The organism is Streptomyces sp. NPDC042638 (assembly GCF_040647235.1).
Lineage (GTDB): Bacteria > Actinomycetota > Actinomycetes > Streptomycetales > Streptomycetaceae > Streptomyces > Streptomyces rameus.
The window spans coordinates 1-20,181 of the sequence record NZ_JBEZBT010000069.1 but is presented as its reverse complement, the minus strand read 5'-3'; the positions used below and the strand labels follow the sequence as shown (position 1 = coordinate 20,181).

The following is a 20,181-nucleotide window of genomic DNA, read 5'->3' as shown; positions in this document are numbered from 1 at the left end:
TCACCCTTCCCGGGCCGTGATCGATTGTTCCACCCACTGGCGCAGAGCGGGGGCGGGTGCCGCCCCCGTCTGCCGGGCGACTGTCTCGCCTTGGGCGAGGACGAGCAGTGTCGGTACCGCCTGTACCTCGAAACGCTGCGACAGCCGCGGGTTCTTGTCGATGTCGACCTTGACGAGTTTGATGCGGCCGGCGAGATCGGTGGCGACCTGCTCCAGCGCGGGGCTGACCATGCGGCAGGGGCCGCACCAGGTGGCCCACAGGTCGACCACGACGGGGATGTCGGCCCGCTCGGCGACCTCGGTGAAGTCGTCGTCGCCCGCGTCCACCATCCACGGGAGGGGCTGCTTGCAGTGGCCGCACTTGGGGCGGCCCTCGGCGGCCACGGGTACCCGGTTGGTGCGCCCGCAGTTCGGACAACTGACGGTGGTCGCCTGCATCGTGCTCATGCCGCCCGCGCTCCCTTCACGTCCTCGGGCTGGTCGTAGGTGACCACCAGCTCTGCGTGCTCGGCGTCGACGCGCACCGTCGCGCCGTCCTGGACGTCGCCGCGCAGCAGGGCGCGCCCGACCAGTGTCTCGACCTCGTGGGAGATGTAACGCCGCAGCGGCCGGGCCCCGTACACCGGGTCGTAGCCTTGGTGGGCGATCACTTCCCGGGCAGCGGCGGTGAGTTCGACGGTGATGCGGCGTTCGGCGAGCCGCTGCCGCAGTTCGTCGAACTGCAGCTCCACGATCCGCTCGATCTGGCGCTCGCCGAGCGGTTTGAACAGCACGATGTCGTCGACGCGGTTGAGGAACTCCGGGCGGAAGTGCCCGCGCAGCTCGCCCATCACCAGGGCGCGGGCGTCGGGCTTGATCTCACCTTCGGCGGTGGCGCCGTCGAGGAGGTGCTCGGAGCCGATGTTGGACGTCATGATGATCACGGTGTTGCGGAAGTCGACGGTGCGGCCCTGGGCGTCGGTGATGCGGCCGTCGTCGAGGATCTGCAGCAGGGTGTTGAAGACATCGGTGTGCGCCTTCTCGATCTCGTCGAACAGCACGACCGAGTACGGCTTGCGGCGTACGGCCTCGGTGAGCTGGCCGCCTTCCTCGTAGCCGACGTATCCGGGCGGTGCGCCCATGAGCCGGCTGACGGTGTGCCGCTCCTGGTACTCGCTCATGTCGAGGCGGACCATGTTCTCCTCGGAGTCGAACAGAGTCCGGGCGAGGGTCTTGGCCAGCTCGGTCTTCCCGACGCCGGTGGGGCCGAGGAAGATGAACGAGCCGATGGGGCGGCGAGGGTCGCGGATGCCGGAGCGGGCGCGGATGATGGCGTCGGTGACGAGTTTGACGGCTTCGTCCTGACCGATGACGCGCTCGCGCAGGATCTCGTCGAGGCGCAGCAGTTTCTCGCGTTCGCCCTCCTGGAGGCGGGCGACGGGGATGCCGGTCCAGGCGGCGACGATCTCGGCGATCTCCTCCTCGGTGACGACCTCGCGCAGTAGCCGGTTCTGCCCTTGTTTGGCGGCCAGTTGCTCCTCTTCTGCGGCGAGTCGGCGCTCCAGGTCCCGGAGTCGGCCGTAGCGGAGTTCGGCGGCGCGGTTGAGGTCGTAGGCGCGTTCGGCCTCCTCCGCCTCGTGGCGGACCTGCTCCAGTTCCTGGCGTAGTTCCTGCACACGGCGGATGGCCTGCCGTTCGGCCTCCCACTGGGCGTGTTTGGCGTCGGCCTCGCCGCGCAGGTCGGCCAGTTCCCTGCGCAGTTCCTCCAGGCGAGTTTTGCTGGCGGCGTCGGTCTCCTTGGACAGGGCCGCCTCCTCGATCTCCAGGCGGGTGACGCGGCGGGTGATCTCGTCGAGTTCGGCGGGCATCGAGTCGATCTCGGTACGCAGCCGGGCGCACGCCTCGTCGACGAGGTCGATGGCCTTGTCGGGCAGGAACCGGTCGGTGATGTAGCGGTGGCTGAGGGTGGCCGCGGAGACCAGCGCGGTGTCCTGGATCTTCACGCCGTGGAAGACCTCGAGGCGTTCGCGCAGTCCGCGCAGGATGGAGATGGTGTCCTCCACGCTCGGCTCGTCGACCAGGACCTGCTGGAAGCGGCGTTCGAGGGCGGCGTCCTTCTCGATGTGCTTGCGGTACTCGTCGAGGGTGGTGGCGCCGATCATGTGGAGTTCGCCGCGGGCGAGCATCGGCTTGAGCATGTTGCCCGCGTCCATGGCCCCTTCGGCGGCGCCTGCGCCGACGACCGTGTGGAGTTCGTCGACGAAGAGCAGGATGCGCCCTTGGGCGGCCTTCACCTCGGACAGCACGGCCTTGAGGCGTTCCTCGAACTCGCCGCGGTACTTGGCGCCGGCGACCAGGGAACCCATGTCGAGGGCGAACACCGTCTTGTCGCGCAGGCCCTCGGGGACATCGCCGCGGACGATGCGCTGGGCGAGGCCCTCGACGATGGCGGTCTTGCCGACGCCGGGGTCGCCGATGAGGACGGGGTTGTTCTTGGACTTGCGGCTGAGGATCTGGGTGACGCGGCGGATCTCCGCGTCACGGCCGATGACCGGGTCGAGTCTGCCGTCCCTGGCTTCGGCGACGAGATCGCGGCCGTACTTCTCCAGAGCCTCGTAGGCCACTTCGGGGTTGGCGGAGGTGACGCGCTGGTTGCCGCGGACCTGGGTGAGCGCGCTCAGGAACGAGTCCCTGGTGATGCCGGCCTGTTTGAGCAGTCGCCCGGCGGCGGTTGAAGAGCTCTCCTCAGCCAGGGCGAGCAGGAGGTGTTCCACGGACACGTACTCGTCCTTGAGGCGTTTGGCCTCCCGTTCGGCGGCGTCGAGCAGGTGGGCGAGGCGCTGGGTGACGAAGACCTGGCCGGGTGCCGCGCCGGGGCCGGTGACCTTCGGGCGGCGGGAGAGTTCCTCGCGGACAGCAGCGCGCAGTTCCTTCGGCTCGGTGCCGGCCTGTTGCAGCAACCGCGGGATCAGACCGTCCTCCTGATCGAGAAGTGCGAGCAGCAGGTGTTCCCCGTCGACCTCGGTGTGCCCCATGCGGCCGGCCGCGGTCTGGGCCTCCTGGAGGGCTTCCTGGGACTTCTGGGTGAGACGGTTCATGTCCATGGGGGTGTTTCACTCCTCATGCCGCGGCCGCGCAGGGCGGCTTCGAGCAGGCTGATGCGGTCCAGCAGGTCGAGCACCAGGCCGATGGATGCGTAGTTGAGACAGAGTCCGGTGCGCAGCCGCTGGACGCGGGCGAGGGCGGCCGGGGCCGTGGGGTCGAACAGCAGGCGCCCCGCGGCGTCGCGCTCGGCGTCGATCAGGCCGAGGGCGACGAACCGGCGGATCAGATCGGGGTGGAGGCCCGAGCGACGGGCCACGGCGTCGAGGGAGAGCCTGGGGGCGGGCACGAGCGCGTACCGGACAGCCGTCGAGGCGGTGAGGTCGGCGCCCGTTCGTACCGGACGGTTGCCCACGCCGGCCCGGCCGATGCCTGCCGCTCCCGCGGGTCGGTCGTTCATCGCGTCCTCCTGGGGTCGTACGAGGAGGTGGCGGCGAGCTCCTCGAACAGTTCGCGCTCCCGGTCGCTAAGCTTGGGCGGCACCATGATCCGGAGCTCGGCGTACAGGTCACCGTTCGCGCCGCGCGGGTTCGGCATGCCCTCGCCGCGCAGCCGCAGCCGCCGGCCGCTGGACGAGCCCGCGGGCACCGTGACCTTGGCCGTGCCGCCGCCGGGGGTGGGCACCGGCACGGTCGCGCCCAGGGCCGCCTCCCAGGGGGCGACCGGGGCCTGGATGTGTACGTCGCGGCCGTCCAGCCGGAACCGGGGGTGGGGCTGGATACGCACCCGCAGGTACAGGTCGCCCGCGGCGGCGTCACCACTGCCGCGGCCGCCCTCGCCCGCCAGCCGGATGCGCTGCCCGTCGGTGACGCCCGGCGGCACGTCGACCTCGTACCGCCGCGGCTGCCCGGTGGGACCGGCGAGCGTGACGGTGCGACGGCCGCCTCGGTACGCCTCCTCGACGGTGAGCGGCAGCTCGGCCTCCTGGTCCGCTCCGGGGACGCCGCCTCGGGCGGCGCCGGCTCCGAACATGGAGCCGAGAAGGTCCTCGATGTCGATGCCCTCCGCTCCGAAGTCGTCGCCGAAGCCGGTGGTGTACCGGACGCGAGGACCGCCCCCGCCTGCGGTCCTCCGACCGCGGAAGCCGCCGCCCGCTCCGGCCGTGACCCGTTCGTCGAAGTCCTCAGGGATCTTGCGGAAGTCCTCGCCGAAGCGGTCGTAGCGGGCCCGGGTCTTGGGATCGGACAGGACGCTGTGTGCCTCGTTGAGGTCCTTGAAACGCTCCTCCGCCCCGGGGTCCTTGTTGACGTCGGGGTGGTACCTGCGGGCGAGTTTGCGATACGCCTGCTGGATCTCGTCCTGGCTCGCGCTCCGCGACACGCCCAGCACCTCGTAGAAGTCCCGCGCCATGACCGGTCACTCCCGCTTCGCGACGGTCACCGCGGCCGGCCTGAGCTGCCGCTCGCCGTCCCCGTAGCCGGGGCGCAGCACCTCGACGACCGTGCCCGGTGGGGCGTCGGGGTCCTGGACGACGCCGACCACCTCGTGCCGGGCCGGGTCGAAGGCGACGCCGGTCTCCGCGTGCCGCGGGTAGCCGAGCAGTTCGAGGACGTTCACCGCCTGGTCGCGGACCGCCCGGATGCCCTCCACGATCGCGCCCGGATCGGCGTCGGCATGGGTCAGGGCGAGTTCGAGGTTGTCGAGGACGGGCAGGAAGGCGGCCGCCGTGCGGGACCGCTCGACCGCCCGTTCGCGCTCCAGTTCCCTGGCGTGACGCTTGCGAAAGTTGTCGAGGTCGGCGAGTGCGCGCCGCCAGCGGTCCTCCAGTTCCTGGATCGCGGTCGTGTACTCGTCCTCGGCAGGCGCGGGGCCGGCGGCATCGGGTCCCGGTTCGCCGTTCGCCGCTTCCGGCCGGGTTGGCGGGCCCGGTTGCGGCAAGTCCCCGCGAGGAGGGCGTACGGCGCCTTCCGTGACCGGTTCGACCGGATCCGACCCGGCCCGGTCGGGTTCCTGTGGGTGGGTGGGCATGGCGCGCCTCAGCCCTTGTCGAACTCGGCGTCGATGACATCATCGGTACCGGCACCGCCACTCGTGGGACCGCCGGTGGCGGCGTCCTGGCCGGGACCGCTCGTGGCAGCGGCTCCCTGATGGGCTGCCAGCCCGGCGAGCACCTGCTGGAGTTCGGAGGTCAGGGGCCGCACGCGCTCCACGCCTGCCTCTTCCTTGACCGCCGCCCGGGCGTCGGACACGAGCATCTCGGCGCGTGCCTTTTCGTGCGCGGGCGCTGCGTCGCCCAGTTCGGCGAGGCGCTTCTCGACCTGGTAGGCGATCGCGTCGAGTTCGTTGCGGGCGTCGACGGCCTCGCGGAGTGCCTGGTCCTGGCCCCGGTTGTGCTCGGCCTCCTCGACCATGCGCTCGACCTCACTGCGGTCCAGGTTGGAGCTCTCGCTGATGGTGATGCCCTGTTCCTTGCCGGTGTCCTTGTCGCGCGCGCTGACGTTGAGGATGCCGTTGGCGTCGATGTCGAAGGTGACCTCGACCTGTGGTTCGCCCCGCGGCGCCGGGCGGATGTCGGTGAGCTGGAACCGGCCCAGCACCCGGTTGTCGGCGGCCCGCTCGCGCTCGCCCTGGAGGACGACGATGTCGACGGCGGGCTGGTTGTCCTCGGCGGTGGAGAAGGTCTCGCTGCGGCGCACGGGGATGGTGGTGTTCCGCTCGACGATCTTCGTCATCACTCCGCCGCGCGTCTCCACGCCCAGCGACAAGGGCGTGACGTCGAGCAGCAGGACGTCCTTGACCTCGCCCTTGAGGACCCCGGCCTGGATCGCGGCGCCCAGCGCCACGACTTCGTCGGGATTGACGCTCATGTTGGGGTCCTTGCCGCCGGTCAGCCGGCGAACCAGGTTCTGGACGGCGGGGATGCGGGTGGAGCCGCCTACGAGGATGACCTCGTCGATGTCGCTCTCGCCGACCTTGGCGTCGGCCATGGCCTGCTGCACCGGTCCCATGGTCCGCTCGACCAGGTCGGCGGTGATCTGCTCGAACGTGGACCGCATGATCGAGTCGGTGAGGTGCTTGGGGCCCGAGGCATCGGCAGTGATGAACGGCAGGCTGACCTGCGTCTGCGCCACCGAACTCAGCTCGGTCTTGGCCTTCTCCGCCGCCTCGAACAGTCGTTGCAGCGCCTGCGGGTCCTTCCGCAGGTCGATGCCGTTCGCCTTCTGGAAGTCGTCCGCGAGGTAATCCACCAGACGCCGGTCGAAGTCGTCGCCGCCCAGGTGACTGTCGCCGGCGGTGGAGCGCACCTCCACCACGCCGTCGCCGACGTCGAGGATGCTCACGTCGAAGGTGCCACCGCCCAGGTCGAAGACGAGGACGGTCTCGTGCTGCTTCTTGTCCATGCCGTACGCGAGGGCGGCCGCCGTCGGCTCGTTGATGATCCGCAGCACCTCCAGTCCCGCTATGCGTCCGGCGTCCTTGGTGGCGGTGCGCTGAGCGTCGTTGAAGTAGGCGGGCACCGTGATGACCGCCTCTGTGACGCGCTCCCCGAGCTGCTTGGAGGCGTCGTCGGCGAGTTTGCGCAGCACCTGTGCGCTGATCTCCTCAGGCGCGTACAGCTTGTCGCGCACCTTGAAGCGGGCCGCCCCGCCGTCGCCCTCGACGACGTCGTACGCCACTGCCCTGGCCTCGTCGGAGATCTCGTCGAAGTGCCGGCCGATGAACCGCTTGGCCGAGTAGATGGTGCCCTTGGGATTGAGGATCGCCTGGCGCCGGGCCAGCTGGCCCACCAGGCGTTCCCCGGTGTCGGTGAAGGCCACCACGGACGGTGTCGTGCGGCTGCCCTCGCTGTTGGGCACGACGGACGGCTCGCCGCCCTCCCACACGGCGATCACCGAGTTGGTGGTGCCCAGGTCGATGCCCACTGCCTTGGCCATGAGGAACTCCTCCCGGTACGGCGCCTGCGTCGACTCTCCGGACCGCGTTCGTTCAGGTAGGGGTGGGACCTCCGCCGGTTTCCCACCCGTGCGCACGGACGGTTTCGAACACTCCCCAGGGTGGCGATCCGAGTGGCTCCACGCCTGCGCCTGGCGAGTCAGGAATGCACGGGTCCGGTCGCCCCACGAGTACGAGAGAAAGAACCCACACATCTCGGGTAGCTGGCCCGGGACCGGGTACACGAAAGCTGCTCACCTCCGAAGGACGGAGTGATCCCATGGTCGGCAGTCGGGCGTACGGCCTGTACCACCGCTACTCCGACCGGAAGGGCAGCCTCCCCCGGGGCAGCGCCGGGCGTCCCCCCACGGCCGCGCACAGAGGGTCCCGCCTGCCCGCTCGCACCCCAGCCGCCCATGCCCTCCTCGAACTGGCCGCGCTCTCCCGCGCCCTGTTCGACGCTCCGGACGAAGGCGAGATCCTGCGCCTGGCCATGGACCACATAGCCGCCGCAGGGCCATACAGCGCCGAGGCCGGATACCTCCATGTGGACGGCGACCTGGTCCCCAGCCCGAGGAACAGGCAGATCCATGCCTTGGCCGTGAACCGGAGGGTGCGGGAGCTGGCCGGGCAGGACGGCCCTGTGACCGTACCGGGCAGGCCCTGGGGCCGGGCCCTGGGGCTACGCGGACTGGAGAGACTCCACGGATACCTCGTGGTGACGTCCCGCTCCCGGCCCACCGAGGCCGAGCGATCCCTGCTCGCCACGCTCGTCCGGCACACCGCTGCTGCACTGTCGGTCGCCTTCGCACACCGCCGCCAACGCGAGGACGCACTGGAACTGCACCGGCTGAGGGAGGAACGCACAGCCCTCCAGGGGCAGCTGATCTCCGTCGTGGCTGAGCTGGGGTACCAGCGGGACGTTCACGCGCTCATGGCCGACGTCGCTGCCTCGGGCGGCGGCGAGGAAGCCATCACCCGCGCGCTGCACGGGCTCACTGGACTCCCCGCGCTGGTCGAGGACCGCTTCGGTCGGCTGAGGTCCTGGACCGGCCCCAGCCGCCCCGACCCCTATCCGGAACCGGACCCCGTGCGCCAGGACGAAATGCTGCACGCCGTCGCCCGGGAGGTGGGACCGGTGCGGATAAAGGACCGGCTGATCACCCTGGTCCGCCCGCACGGCGAGATCCTGGGCGTGCTGGCCCTGGTCGATGCCCGGGACGAGGCCGACGAGCACACCGTGCTCGCGCTGGAACACGCCGCCACGTCACTCGCCCCGGAGCTGGCGCACCTGCGCGATCTGGCCGAAGTGGAGCTGAGGCTGCACCGCGAGCTGGTCGACGACCTCCTGGCAGGGACGGACGAGGCGAGCGCCTACGCCCGGTCCGAGGCAGTCGGACACGACCTGCGCCGCAGCCACTACGTCGTCGTGGTGCAGTGGTCGAACCGGACTGCGGACGATTCCTTCGCGCAGACCGTGGGCCGGGCGGCCTCTGCCGTGGGCATACGCTCGCTGCTGACCCGACGTTCCGACCACGTGGTCCTTATCGCCGACGACAGACCGCACGCCCGCGCGTTGTACGAGGCGCTCGCCCGGGAGACCGGGACACGGTCCGGGACGATCGGAGTGAGCGCCCCTTGCGACTCCCTGGACGACATCCCGCACCGCTACCAGGAGGCGCAGCGCGCCCTGGAAGTACGCCGCCACTCCCGCGAGCACTACGGCACGACGTTCTTCGACGAGCTCGGCCTCTACCGCATCCTGGGACCCGGCAACGATTACCGGGAACTGGAGACGTTCGTCCACGAGTGGCTCGGGCAGCTCATCGACTACGACTCCCGGCACCACACGGCCATGGTGGAGACCCTGTCCCGGTACTTCGACTGCGGCGGCAACTACGACGAGACCGCCGAATCCCTCGCGATCCACCGCAGCACGCTGCGCTATCGGCTCCAGCGCATCCGCGACATCAGCGGCAACGACCTCGCGAACGTCGAGGACCGGCTCAACCTCCAGGTGGCGACCCGAGTGTGGAAGATCGTGCTGGGCGGACACGGCTGATGCCTCGCTAGAACTGTTGTGTGAGCAGTGCCAGCGGCAGTTGGGCGGGCTGCCCTGTTACAGAGCTGCAGTGGGTGGTTACAGAGCTGCAGTGGGTGGGTGGCCCTTCCTCGGTTGATCAACGTCGCGCCAGAAGACGGGGGCCTTGGTTCATCACCGCCATCGCGATGATCGGCGGGGCCTTCGGCACCAGCCTCGAAGGGGCCGAGAAGGTGTCCGACGCCGCCTGTGGACGACGGCAGCCTGAGCGTCAGCGGATGCTGCGGCAGATGTCGCGGCCGGAGCGAGGCGCACGCAGGGGGCCGGACACCACCGACGGGTGACGCCCGGGCCGCGGCCCGGGCGTCACAGGGCGATGACGTGGAGGTCGACCAGATCGAGCAGCGCCCGCAGGGCCGAGCTTGGTCGCCGGGTCGACGACGTGCCGAGATGCATGCTCCAGCGGAGCATGGTGCCGTGGACGTCCAGGACGTGCAGGCCGGGGGTGCGGGCAACGGCGAACGCGGGCAGGAAGGCGATGCCCAGACCGTGCCGGACCAGTGCCGCCCCCATGTCGATGTCGGGCACTTCCAGTGCCACCCGGCGTACGACGCCCGCCACCGCGAACGCCCGGTCGACCACCTCGCGGTTGCCGTAGCCCGGCGGGAAGTCCACGAAGGGCTCCCCCGCGAGGTCCGCAAGTGCCACCTTTCCCCGCTGCGCGAGCGGATGGGCGGCGCTCACCACCAGGACGAGCGGCACGGTGGCCAGCTCCCGTGCGTCGATCCCGGCGGGTTTGTGCTCGGGCAGCGACAGGAAGGCCACGTCCAGGTCCCCGCTGAGCAGTGCGTGCGCCAGTCCCGCCGACCCGGTCGTCGCCAGCCGTAGCCGGACGTCGATCGCCGGATGCCGCGCGTGCAGCTGCCCGAGGAGCGCAGGCAGGTCCACCACCTCGACCGAGGCCATGGCGCCCACATTCACCGTGCCGCGCAGCGTGTCCTGCGCGGCGCGCACGGCGTCCTGGGCCGCCTGGGCGGCGTCCAGGGTGGCCCGAGCCTCCGGCAGCAGCGCCGCGCCCGCCCCGGTGAGCCGGACCTGCTGCGACGAGCGCTCGAACAGCGCGCAGCCGAGCTCGCGCTCCAGAGAGCGGATCGCGGCGGACACCCCGGACTGCACCACGTGCAGCCGACGGGCGGCACGCGTGAAACTCAGCTCCTCGGCGACCGCGATGAAGTGCTCCAGCTGACGTAGCTCCACACGAGAAGTATCACTCGCATTGCTCGAGCCCAGCAAAAACATTCGTTGGCACTGATCCCGGCTGGTGAGGAGGATGGAAAGCGCCATCCACTTCCGTCCGAGGAGGGGTACCCCTGCCTGCCGTTCCGACGCCGCTGAGCCGTCCCACAGCCGACGCTCCCGACGACCCGACCCACCGGATCCCAGCACCCGCTCCCGCCGACCTGCCGCCCGGCGCCCCCGCCCGGCGCCGTGCCTCGCACACGACCGGCTTCTGGTTCGTGGCGGTGGCCTTCACCGTGCTGATGGCCTTCGGCACCGCGCCGACCCCGCTGTGGCCGCTGTACGAGGCCCGGGACCACTTCGGCGCGACCACGGTCACGGTGGCGTACGCCTCGATGGTCGTGGGCGCAGCGGCCGCCTTCCTCGGACTGGGACACCTGTCGGACCGGCTCGGCCGGCGGCGCATCATCGTCCCGGCGCTGCTGGTCGGCATCGTCGCGTCGGTCGTACTGATCGTGTGGCGGGACCTGCCGGGGCTGATCGCGGGCAGGATCCTGAACGGTGTCGGACTGGGGCTGATGGCCTCGACCGCGACGACGTACCTGCACGACCTCCACCACGAGGCCCGTCCGGAACGGACGGGTTCGGTGCTGCCCGGCATCGTGGCCACCGCCGCCAACCTCGGCGGCCTGGCCTCAGGCCCCCTGGTCGCCGGAGCCGCCGCCGAGTGGCTTCCCGCGCCCCTGATCACCACCCAGGCGATCTTCACGCTCGCCATGGCAGTGTGCCTGGTGCTGGTGTTGTCCACCCCGGAGACCGTGGACCTGGAGCTGCCCACCGCCGAACCGCCCAGCAGGTTCGTCCTGCGCCCCGGCGGCCGGCGGACGTTCGGCGCGGCCGGCGCGCTGGGCGCCTTCGCCTTCGCGATCCTCGGCCTGATCTCCTCCCTCGGGGCGAGCGTGCTCCACGGCACCCTGCACACCGACTCGCACCTCGTGGTCGGCCTGGCTGCCTTCCTCATGTTCGGTTCCGCGGCGGCCGCCCAGCTGGTGCTGGGCCGCCTCCCACTGCCCCGGGTCCTGACCGTGGGAGCAGTGGTCTTCCCGGTCGGCCTGGTCCTGTGCGCCGTCGCCCTCTACCACCCGGCGCTCTGGCTCTACCTGGTCGCCGTGTCGCTGTCGGGAGCCGGCTCCGGGCTGCTGTTCAAGGGAGGCGTCGAACGTGCCGTTTCAGTGGCCGAGCCCGCCTCACGCGCGGGGGTCCTCGCCGTGTTCTTCGTCGTCGCGTACCTGGGAATGGGCCTGCCCTCCGTCCTGTTCAGCATCGCCCTGCGGCACTTCGCCGTGCAGACCGCGATGATCGGCTTCGCGGCGGTCCTCTCCTGCGGAGCCGTCGTGTCGGTCGCCATCGCGTTGCGCGACCGCGCACCCGGTCCCGGCACGCTCTCGGCGCAGTCCGCCCGCCCCTCCTGACCTCCCTGCGGCGCATGCGACACCGGTTGCGTGGGAGGCGCGGACCTGGGCACTCGGTGCGGGAGCGAGTGACACGGATCCGCGGCAGACGGGAGGCCCGAGATGTCTGCGGAATCGGCCAGAACGATCGCGCTCCCCTCCGGTGAGGAGATCGCGGCGCTCGGGCAGGGCACCTGGTACCTGGGCCAGGACCCGGCCCGGCGTGAACAGGAGATCGCCGCGCTGCGGCTGGGCGTGGACCTGGGCATGACCGTCGTCGACACGGCGGAGATGTACGGCGACGGCGCAGCCGAGGAGCTCGTCGGGGAGGCCCTCCGGGGACGCCGGGAGGCGTCGGGGAGGCCCTCCGGGGACGCCGGGAGGAGGTCTTCCTCGTCAGCAAGGTGCTGCCCGGCCACGCCGACCGGAAAGGCACCGTCGCCGCCTGCGAGGGCAGCCTGCGGCGGCTCCGCGCGGAACGGCTGGACCTCTACCTGCTGCACTGGCGGGGACGGTGGCCCCTCGAGGAGACCCTTGCGGGATTCACCGACCTGATGGAGGCGGAGAAGATCCGGTACTGGGGCGTGAGCAATCTGGACGTCGCCGACATGGTCGAGCTGACCACCCTCCCCGGCGGCGACGCCGCGGCCGTCGACCAGGTGCTGTACAACCTCTCCCGGCGCGGCATCGAGTGGAATCTGCTCCCCTGGTGCCGCGAGGCCGGGGTGACGTTCATGGCCTACTCCCCGATCGAGCAGGGGCGACTCCTGAAGGTCGAGGCACTGGGTGCCGTGGCCCGGGCCCTCGGAGCCACGCCGGCCCAGGTGGCACTCGCCTGGGTGCTGGGACAGGGTGTGGCCGCGATCCCGCGTTCCGGATCACCCGACCACGTTCGGGAGAACCGCGGCGCAGTGGACCTCCTCCTTCCCACCGAGGCTCTCGACGCCCTCGACGAGGCGTTCCCGCCACCCAGCGGGCCCACGCCCCTGGAGATGCTCTGAAGGAGTTGACAGGATGGCGCGCCCCCGCACGTCGTCGGAATGGGGGTTCGCTGCCCACCCCGTCGACCAGCCTCACCGTCCAATCTCGGCGGGGTGCCCTAATACAGTCCCGCTTCCCCGAGTTGGTCGTGTCGTCCGGTCAGCAATTCTCGTTTCGAGGCGTTGCAACGCCGTGCGCCTTCTGCGGACGGACGGCCGTACGGCTGGGCGCGGGATGCCTGCGCACTTCATGCTGCTCTGCCAGGGGAAGAGGGGGTGCCCTTTTTCGGCCTGGGGTGCGGAGGCGCTCAGCAGGGGGCTGTGCGAATCTCGACCGGGTAACAGCCGATGGCGGCGCGGGCGGGAGCGAACGACGTCGTCCGTTCCCGGTGAGGAGGCGAGAGGCATGACCGTGATGGGTGTGTCGAAGTTCGAGAGGTTCTTCCGCGCCGCCGCAAGCCTCGACGTGGACAAGAACGACCTGAAGCGGTACGGCGACTTCGTCGACGCCAAGCTCTACGACCTCCTGGTCGTCGGCCAGGCGTCGGCCAAGGCCAACGGCAGGGATACCGTCGAACCGTGGGACCTGCCGATCACCAAGGGCCTCCAGGAGTGCATCCACCGGTTCCGGCGGCTCGACGAGGAGGTCGAGCTGAAGCCGATCCTGGAACAGCTCGCCACGCATCCTCCCCTCGACAGGACACCTACCCAGGAGGCCGAAGAGCGCTACCCCGAGATCATCGGCGGTCTCAGCGTCGCCCTCGCCGAGACGTTCAAAATCATGTATCCGGATGTGAAGAACCCGCAGACCAGTCACTGGGAGGGCGTGACCGCGGTGTTCGACCGGCTGCTGTAGCAGTCGCGCCCCGGTGCATGTCGCCGGACTGAACTGAGATGCCCGTGAAGAATGTCCCCGAACCCTGGCCAGCTGCGCATGGACCGCGACGCGGTGCGGTTCGTCAAGGACTTCATGGCCAGCGGGAGTCGCATCGATCTGCCACGGCCCGTGGACCCTGGCGGAAGCCGGCGCCGTGCGGGGCCGTCGCCTGACGTCCTGGCCCAGCATCCGCACCGACCTGCGCCACGCCGGCGCGGAGGTCGTCGCCGATCAGGAGGTGGTCGCCGATCAGGAGGTGGTCGTCGACGGGCAGCTGGTCACCAGCCGCGGCCCGGCCGACCTGCCCGCCTTCTGCGCCGCCGTCGTGGAGCAGTTCGCCAGGGCGCACCACCTCATGCCCAGCTGACCCGGCGGAATGGGTCCAGACGGGGCACCTCGCGAGCGATATCCGCCACAAGCGGGAACGCGGCATCGACGCGCGCGACCCCGCGCCCTGAACCGGTGCTCAGCCCTTCGCGCCGTCGTCATGAGCGCGCGAGCCGGGCCGCGAGATAGGGCGCGGTGGCGCTGCGGCGGGCTCTCGCCACCTTGGCCGGCGGGCCCGCCGCGACCACCCGCCCGCCCGCGTCGCCGCCGCCCGGCCCGAGGTCGATGACCCAGTCGGCGGTGGCGATCGTGTCCAGGTCGTGCTCGACGAGGACGACCGTGTTGCCGGCGTCGACGAGCCGGTGCAGCTGTCGCAGCAGCAGCGCGATGTCCGAGGGGTGCAGCCCCGCCGTCGGTTCGTCGAGCAGGTAGAGCGCGTGACCGCGGCGGGCTCGCTGGAGTTCGGTGGCCAGTTTGATGCGTTGCGCCTCACCGCCGCTGAGTTCCGTCGCGGGCTGCCCCAGCCGCAGGTAACCCAGTCCCACCTCGCGCAACGTCTCCAGACTGCGGGAGGCGGCCGGGACGGCGGACAGGAACTCGGCGGCGGCGTCGACGGACAGCGCCAGCACTTCCGCGATGTTCTTGTCGCGGTAGGTGACTTCCAGCGTTTCGGCGTTGTACCGGGCGCCCTGGCAGGTCGGGCACGGTGCGTAGGTGCCGGGCAGGAACAGCAGTTCGACCGCGACGAATCCTTCGCCCTGGCAGGTCTCGCACCGCCCTTCGGGCACGTTGAAGGAGAACCGCCCGGCCGAGTAGCCGCGCGCCTTGGCCTCGTCCGTCGCCGCGTACAGCTTGCGCACCGCGTCGAACATCCCCGTGTACGTGGCCAGGTTGGACCGGGGAGTTCGGCCGATGGGCCGTTGGTCGACCAGGACCAGCCGGTCGAACGACTCGACCCCCGAGGCGTCCTGGACGTCGACCTCCAGCTGCGCCTCGTCGGGCTCCTCGGGTACGAGTCCGAGGTGGCCGCGGACGACCTCGGCGAGCACCTGCGTCACCAGCGTCGACTTTCCGGAACCGGACACGCCCGTGACCGCCGTCAGTACGCAGAGCGGCACGTCGACGGACACGTCGTGCAGATTGTGGCGGGAGACGCCGCGCAGGTGCAGCCAGCCGTGCGGTGTGCGCGGGCGGTGATCGAGCGGCTGGGCGCGCCCGAACAGGTACTGGCTCGTGGCCGACTCCGCGACCCGCTCGAGACCGGCGACCGGGCCGCTGTACAGCACGCGTCCGCCGCCCTCGCCCGCGCCGGGGCCGATGTCGACCACCCAGTCCGCCCGCCGTACGACGTCCATGTCGTGCTCCACGACGAACAGCGAGTTGCCCGCCGCCTTGAGGCGGTCCAGCACGTCCAGCAGCGGTTCCGCGTCAGCCGGGTGCAGGCCGGCGGAGGGTTCGTCGAGGACGTAGACGACGCCGAACAGCCCCGAGCGCAGCTGGGTGGCGATCCGCAGGCGCTGCGCCTCGCCGGGCGACAGGGTCGTCGAGCGGCGCCCGAGGCTGAGATATCCGAGGCCCAGGTCGAGCAGTACGTCGATCCGCGCGACCAGGTCGCCGCAGATGCGGACCGCGACCTCGGTCGTCTCCCCGGATCGGGCCGTCGACGTGGTGGCGTCGGCCTCGGACCGCTCCGCGACGGGCCGCAGCAGCGCCACGACCTCGGTGAGCGGCATCGCGTTGATCTCGGCGATGGAACGTCCGGCGAAGGTCACGGCGAGCGCCTCGGGGCGCAGTCCGCTGCCGTGGCACTCGGGGCAGGGCACACTCCTGACGAACCGGAGCGCCCGTTCGCGCATCTTCTCGCTCTTGGAGTCGGCGAGGACGTGCATGACGTGTTTGCGGGCGCTCCAGAACTTGCCCTGGTAGCCGTAGTCGATGCGGTCCTCCTCCGGCTCGATGTACACGGAGGGCTGCTCGTCCGTGTACAGCAGCCAGTCCCGGTCCTTCTTCCTGAGCCTGCGCCACGGTCGGTCGATGTCGATGCCCAGGCCGTTCACGACACTGCGCAGGTTGGCGCCCTGCCAGGCGCCCGGCCAGGCGGCGATCGCCCCCTCGCGGATGCTCAGCGAGGGGTCCGGGACGAGCAGGTCCTCGGCGACGTCGTGCACGACGCCCAGTCCGTGGCACTCCGGGCAGGCCCCGGCCGCGGTGTTGGGTGAGAACGACTCGGCCTCCAGCCGTGCGGCCCGGGGCGGATAGGTGCCGGCGCGGGAGTACAGCATGCGCAGCAGATTGGACAGGGTGGTGATGGTGCCGACCGTCGAGCGCGAGCTGGGCGACCCGCGTCGCTGCTGCAGGGCCACGGCGGGTGGCAGTCCGGTGATCTCCTGCACGTGCGGTGCGCCGACCTGTTGCAACAGCCTTCGGGCGTACGGTGCTACGGACTCGAAGTAGCGCCGCTGGGCCTCCGCGTAGAGCGTGCCGAACGCGAGCGAGGACTTGCCCGAACCGGAGACGCCGGTGAAGGCGACCATCGCGTCCCGCGGAACGTCGACATCGATGTTCCGCAGGTTGTTCTCACTGGCGCCCCGGACATGTACGAAGGGGTCGGTCGCGTCCTTGTTCACCGTTCCTGATTACCTGATCGCGCCGGGAACCGCGCGACAGGCGCCGTCACCGGGCCCCGCTCACACGAGCGTCCGGAGTATCCCGGATCCATTTTCGATACACGGCCTATAAAGGGTGTTGGGGTGTTGCACAAGGCTGTGTTTGGGCAGGTCGGAGTGTGTGAACCCAGTCTTCTGGTCATGATGCGAGGGCGAGGTTGTGCATGTGAGCGACGGCTTGGACGGCGTGGTGGAGGCCGTCGCCGTGCTGTCGGCAGTCGCGGAGGATCTTATAGTTCTTCATGCGTCCGATCACATGCTCCACCCGGGCACGCACCTTGCGGTGGGCGACGTTGTCCGCTTCTTCGCCTGCCAGTAGGGCCCAGCGCGGGCGTTTGCGGCGCGGCACAACCATCCCGCAGTTGAGGCAGGCGCCGTCACCCAGGACGGTCACGTCAACCGCAGTCCTGAGAACCTCTCCACCCACACCTGTTCAGCATTCAACACCCCGGCCGTACAAGGGAGATGCCCAGCTCAGAGGGTTGTGCAACACCCTTTAGCCCAGGCGGTGCGCACTCCGCTGTTGGCGGATGCCGACAAGGTGGCGTTGCCGTGGCTATCCGCCTCGTGCACGAGCACCGGGAAAAGACGGGCAACCTGGTCCGCACCGCGGGCCCCGAGGGCTGGTGGCGGGTCGTAGAGAGGCACTCGGCAACGTGCTGGTGTCGGACGAGGGGACGCAACGACTGCGGTGTGAGCAGGAACGCCGCAGTGACATGGACGAGCAGGAACAGCGCGGCGTAGAGGCAGTGATGCCCATGAAGGTGATCACGGTGACGAGGTTGAACACGAGGCGGGCCTGCTGCCGATCGATCTCGTCGCGGTGCACGGGGTGGCGCGGAGCTGGTGTTCGCGGTGGCGCACGCAACCGTGGCCCGCTGGTGGGGCAGGCCCTGTGCGGGGAGGACGAGGAGACCTGACCGTACCGCCTGCACCTGCTGGCAGGGGCCAGCGTGTCACGCGGCGTCGGCGATACCTCGGGGGCATCCTGTGGGCACGGACGATCGCGGGGGCAGCCGACGAGAAGGAGTCATGCGGGTGTCGTCTCAGGGCGTTACGGTCGTGGCTCTCCTGGCGGATCCGGACGCGCCCACGGAGATCGCGCAGCGCATGGCCCGGATACTTCCTGCTCGGCTCGCCGACAAGTCAGGCCCGGGACGACGGTTCGACGTCGAGGTGGTCAGTGAGCCCTTCACCGCAAGGACCGAGGACCCGCCCACCTTGATGCGCCGGATCATGGACCGTGGAAGCGAGGGCCGCGGCCTCGTCCCGTTCGGCGTTGGTGCGCAACGACCGCATCTCGTACACGGCCGGTAACCCTGTCGCGCACTGGCTTCGAGGCGCGGGGGAGGACTCGATGGCCGTAGAAGCGGGTGAGGCATTCACTGGCTAGCTCCGCTCTCCATCGTGGTGACCCGCCTGGCGCCCAGCAGGCCCCACGCGTGGGCCCAGACGACAAGTTGGGTGGTGTTGGCCGCCCCGGTCTTGTCGAGCAGTTCGTCATGTGCGGCTCGCACGTCGGCGGGCGCGATCTTGGCTATGGCAGCAATGTCGCTGGGATTGCTGTGCTCAGCGACCGCCCGCAGCAACAGTTGCTGCTCTGGACTGAGTTCCGGCATTGGCCTGTCCGTTGCGGGCGGAGCGACCTGCCGGGCGCTGCACAGGAAGTGCACGATCACCGGGGGCTTGCAGCGGGGCGGGCAGTGGAGGCTCTCCCGGATGTCGCGTACGTACTGGCGGACGGTCACGGCCGACAGCCCGGTCCTCGCGGCGATCTCTTGAGGGCCGAGGCCGGCCACGAGGTGCTGGGCGACGCGCTGCTGGGTCGGGGTCAGGGGGGTGATCGGTGCGCTGGTCGTCATGCGCGGGGTCACGGGTGTCTCTTTCGCGGCTGGGTTGAGGGATATCGGGTGGGGTGTCGCCGGACCCCGCGGGGGCCAGGGGCCGGCGACACGGGCCCGTGCGCGGCGGTCTGGATTCACGGGGCGCCGCACACGGGGGCTCATGCGGCTGTCGGGTCGGGGCGGGCCCACGCCGCTTCGGCGGCGAGACGTTCTGACCACTGGATGTGGGCCTCGTCGAAGGCGGCGTCGGCGAGGCGTATGCGCTGGACTTCGCCGGTTCCGGCCGGTGGGTAGGTGAACTGGATGTCGCGCCACAGGCGCTGGAGGATGTAGTCGCCGTTGAGGGCGTGGGCGCCGTGCAGCTCCATGGCGTCCTGGGTTGACTGCATCGCCCACTGGTGGCCGAGGTACTTGGCGTTGATCAGGTCGGTGTCGCAGGGCAGGCCCTGGTCGAGGAGGTGCACGGACTGATAGGCCAGGATTCGCCCGGCGCGCAGGCGGGCCTCCATGTCACCGATGCGGTCCCGCAGAACCGGCAGATCGGAGAGGGCGCCTCGGTAGCGGGAGCGCGCCTTGAGGTAAGCGGTCGAGGCGGCCACGACTGCCTCGTGTATTCCCAGGCTGACTGCGGCCAGGTTGGGACGGCCGTACAGGATGCTGCTGCTCTGCGCTACGCCCAGCCCCTGGCCGATCTCTCCGACCACGTTTTCCTCGGGGACGTGGACGTGATCGAGGTCGAGGCGGCCGGCGGAGAAGCCGTGCAGGCCGAGGCCGGGACGGTGGTCGGCGACTGAGAGCCCTCGGCGCTTGGATTCGACCATGAACGCGGTCAGCGCCTGGGAGGTGCTCACGCCTGCCTTGGCGGTCCGGGCGACCACGAGGTGGGCTCCCGCGAGGTGGCTATTCCCGATGTGGATCTTGCTGCCGGTGATCACCCATTGGTTGCCGACGTGCTCGGCGATGGTCTCGATGCCGCCGATGTGCCCGCCGGCTCGCGGTTCGGTCACGGCGATCGACAAGAGCAGTGAACCGTCCGCTACGCGGGGCAGCCAGCGGCCCTTCTGCTCGTAGGTGGCGAAGTGCAGCAGGGCGCCGACGGGGATCAGCGTGGCCTGGAGGATGGCCGCCGCAGCCGCCGAGACGCGGGCAATGCGGTGGACGAGGATGGTCTTGGCCACGTGTCCGGCGCCCAGCCCGCCGAAGGAGGACGGGACGGTGACGGCGAACCAGCGTCGTGCGGCCATCAGGTCGGCGACCTTGCGCTCCACCCTGCCGGGGGCGGCCTCCATGCGTGCGGCGCACGGCGCGATGTGCTCGGCCGCGAAGGCGTCCGCCTCGTCCCACAGCAGTTCGTGGCGGGCGGTGAGATAGGGGCGCAGCGCCGGCGGCGGCGTGGTGGGTGTGGCGGGCATGGTCGTCTCCCTCTCCCTGGATGAAGGTCGCACGGTGGAGCGGCCGGGGATCGCCTGCGGCTCCCGGGTGGGGGGTCGTGGAACGGACTAGCGGACGGGCGCGCGGGCGATGTGGTCCATCACCCGGACGCCGGCGTTGATGACGATGTCTCTCAGCCGTCGGGCCTCGCTCAGGGGCCGCTTCTCGGGGTCGATGACGCACACCGTGCCCAGCACGGTGCCGCTGTCGTGGATGAGCGGGGCACCGAAGTAGGAGCGGATCCCGACCGCGTCGACCACGGGGTTGCCGCTGAAGCGCGGGCTGGCGTGCACGTCGTGCAGCGGAAGCGCCTTCTTGCGGGCTATGACCTCCGGGCACCAGCCGTGGTCGCGGCTCATGGTGCGGCCGAC

Annotated in this window: 14 protein-coding genes and 3 pseudogenes; 5 read left to right on the top strand and 12 right to left on the bottom strand. The window is 70.5% G+C overall.

Annotated elements, in window-relative coordinates; all coding sequences use genetic code 11:
- Genes trxA through dnaK form a run of 6 tightly spaced genes read right to left on the bottom strand, consistent with a single transcriptional unit; the run spans position 1 to position 6,956 of the window.
- Positions 1-447, bottom strand: a complete 447-nt coding sequence (gene trxA / locus AB0B40_RS34055; RefSeq protein ID WP_345053754.1) for a thioredoxin — start codon at positions 445-447, stop codon at positions 1-3.
- The gene (gene clpB, locus AB0B40_RS34050; RefSeq protein WP_345053757.1) at positions 444-3,083 is read right to left on the bottom strand and encodes an ATP-dependent chaperone ClpB; all 2,640 of its coding nucleotides are present in this window, start codon (positions 3,081-3,083) and stop codon (positions 444-446) included. Before clpB ends, trxA begins: the two co-directional genes overlap by 4 nt.
- On the bottom strand, positions 3,074-3,481 hold the full coding sequence (locus AB0B40_RS34045) for a chaperone modulator CbpM (protein ID WP_345053759.1): 408 nt from the start codon (positions 3,479-3,481) through the stop codon (positions 3,074-3,076). The genes clpB and AB0B40_RS34045 overlap by 10 nt, the downstream gene beginning before the upstream one ends.
- A complete protein-coding gene (locus AB0B40_RS34040) occupies positions 3,478-4,431 on the bottom strand; it encodes a J domain-containing protein (protein ID WP_345053761.1) in 954 nt (317 codons plus the stop codon). Before AB0B40_RS34040 ends, AB0B40_RS34045 begins: the two co-directional genes overlap by 4 nt.
- Positions 4,432-4,437: 6 nt before the next feature.
- Positions 4,438-5,049 (bottom strand): nucleotide exchange factor GrpE, encoded by a 612-nt coding sequence (grpE, locus tag AB0B40_RS34035; protein ID WP_328513069.1) that lies wholly within the window; start codon positions 5,047-5,049, stop codon positions 4,438-4,440.
- Positions 5,050-5,057: 8 nt separating this feature from the next.
- The gene (gene dnaK / locus AB0B40_RS34030; protein WP_345053765.1) at positions 5,058-6,956 is read right to left on the bottom strand and encodes a molecular chaperone DnaK; all 1,899 of its coding nucleotides are present in this window, start codon (positions 6,954-6,956) and stop codon (positions 5,058-5,060) included.
- A gap of 278 nt (positions 6,957-7,234) precedes the next feature.
- Here dnaK and AB0B40_RS34025 point away from each other — a divergent pair, with 278 nt between their 5' ends.
- Complete coding sequence (locus tag AB0B40_RS34025) at positions 7,235-9,016, top strand: helix-turn-helix domain-containing protein (protein WP_345053768.1); 1,782 nt, start codon at positions 7,235-7,237, stop codon at positions 9,014-9,016.
- A gap of 345 nt (positions 9,017-9,361) precedes the next feature.
- Here the strand turns inward: AB0B40_RS34025 and AB0B40_RS34020 are convergent, their stop codons facing one another.
- Positions 9,362-10,252 (bottom strand): LysR family transcriptional regulator, encoded by an 891-nt coding sequence (locus tag AB0B40_RS34020; RefSeq protein WP_345053771.1) that lies wholly within the window; start codon positions 10,250-10,252, stop codon positions 9,362-9,364.
- Between the two features lie 266 nt (positions 10,253-10,518).
- Here AB0B40_RS34020 and AB0B40_RS34015 point away from each other — a divergent pair, with 266 nt between their 5' ends.
- From AB0B40_RS34015 to AB0B40_RS34000, 4 genes and pseudogenes are all read left to right on the top strand, one after another.
- Positions 10,519-11,706, top strand: a complete 1,188-nt coding sequence (locus AB0B40_RS34015; protein WP_345053773.1) for an MFS transporter — start codon at positions 10,519-10,521, stop codon at positions 11,704-11,706.
- 102 nt (positions 11,707-11,808) lie between these two features.
- Positions 11,809-12,686 (top strand): annotated as a pseudogene (locus tag AB0B40_RS34010) (aldo/keto reductase).
- A 385-nt stretch (positions 12,687-13,071) separates the two neighbouring features.
- Entirely contained in the window at positions 13,072-13,521 is a 450-nt protein-coding gene (locus tag AB0B40_RS34005) for a DUF1931 family protein (protein WP_351617148.1), read from the top strand.
- 54 nt (positions 13,522-13,575) lie between these two features.
- Positions 13,576-13,909 (top strand): annotated as a pseudogene (locus AB0B40_RS34000) (DJ-1/PfpI family protein); the annotation flags it as partial.
- Positions 13,910-14,027: 118 nt separating this feature from the next.
- On the opposite strand, the gene uvrA reads toward AB0B40_RS34000, so the two are convergent.
- From uvrA to AB0B40_RS33975, 5 genes and pseudogenes are all read right to left on the bottom strand, one after another.
- Complete coding sequence (gene uvrA, locus AB0B40_RS33995; RefSeq protein ID WP_362267368.1) at positions 14,028-16,496, bottom strand: excinuclease ABC subunit UvrA; 2,469 nt, start codon at positions 16,494-16,496, stop codon at positions 14,028-14,030.
- Between the two features lie 178 nt (positions 16,497-16,674).
- A pseudogene (locus AB0B40_RS33990) lies at positions 16,675-16,926 on the bottom strand (transposase family protein); the annotation flags it as partial.
- A 991-nt stretch (positions 16,927-17,917) separates the two neighbouring features.
- Complete coding sequence (locus tag AB0B40_RS33985; protein ID WP_362267366.1) at positions 17,918-18,409, bottom strand: LuxR C-terminal-related transcriptional regulator; 492 nt, start codon at positions 18,407-18,409, stop codon at positions 17,918-17,920.
- Between the two features lie 128 nt (positions 18,410-18,537).
- Positions 18,538-19,791, bottom strand: coding sequence for an acyl-CoA dehydrogenase (locus AB0B40_RS33980; protein ID WP_362267365.1), 1,254 nt, complete (start codon positions 19,789-19,791; stop codon positions 18,538-18,540).
- An 87-nt stretch (positions 19,792-19,878) separates the two neighbouring features.
- On the bottom strand, positions 19,879-20,181 hold a 303-nt coding region (locus tag AB0B40_RS33975), incomplete at its 5' end, for a GAF domain-containing protein (protein ID WP_362267363.1).

Excerpts from the sequence above, each read along its gene's own strand:
- trxA (WP_345053754.1), bottom strand. The coding sequence starts at position 447 with ATGAGCACGATGCAGGCGACCACCGTCAGTTGTCCGAACTGCGGGCGC.
- clpB (WP_345053757.1), bottom strand. The coding sequence starts at position 3,083 with ATGGACATGAACCGTCTCACCCAGAAGTCCCAGGAAGCCCTCCAGGAG.
- AB0B40_RS34045 (WP_345053759.1), bottom strand. The coding sequence starts at position 3,481 with ATGAACGACCGACCCGCGGGAGCGGCAGGCATCGGCCGGGCCGGCGTG.
- AB0B40_RS34040 (WP_345053761.1), bottom strand. The coding sequence starts at position 4,431 with ATGGCGCGGGACTTCTACGAGGTGCTGGGCGTGTCGCGGAGCGCGAGC.
- grpE (WP_328513069.1), bottom strand. The coding sequence starts at position 5,049 with ATGCCCACCCACCCACAGGAACCCGACCGGGCCGGGTCGGATCCGGTC.
- dnaK (WP_345053765.1), bottom strand. The coding sequence starts at position 6,956 with ATGGCCAAGGCAGTGGGCATCGACCTGGGCACCACCAACTCGGTGATC.
- AB0B40_RS34025 (WP_345053768.1), top strand. The coding sequence starts at position 7,235 with ATGGTCGGCAGTCGGGCGTACGGCCTGTACCACCGCTACTCCGACCGG.
- AB0B40_RS34005 (WP_351617148.1), top strand. The coding sequence starts at position 13,072 with ATGACCGTGATGGGTGTGTCGAAGTTCGAGAGGTTCTTCCGCGCCGCC.
- AB0B40_RS33980 (WP_362267365.1), bottom strand. The coding sequence starts at position 19,791 with ATGCCCGCCACACCCACCACGCCGCCGCCGGCGCTGCGCCCCTATCTC.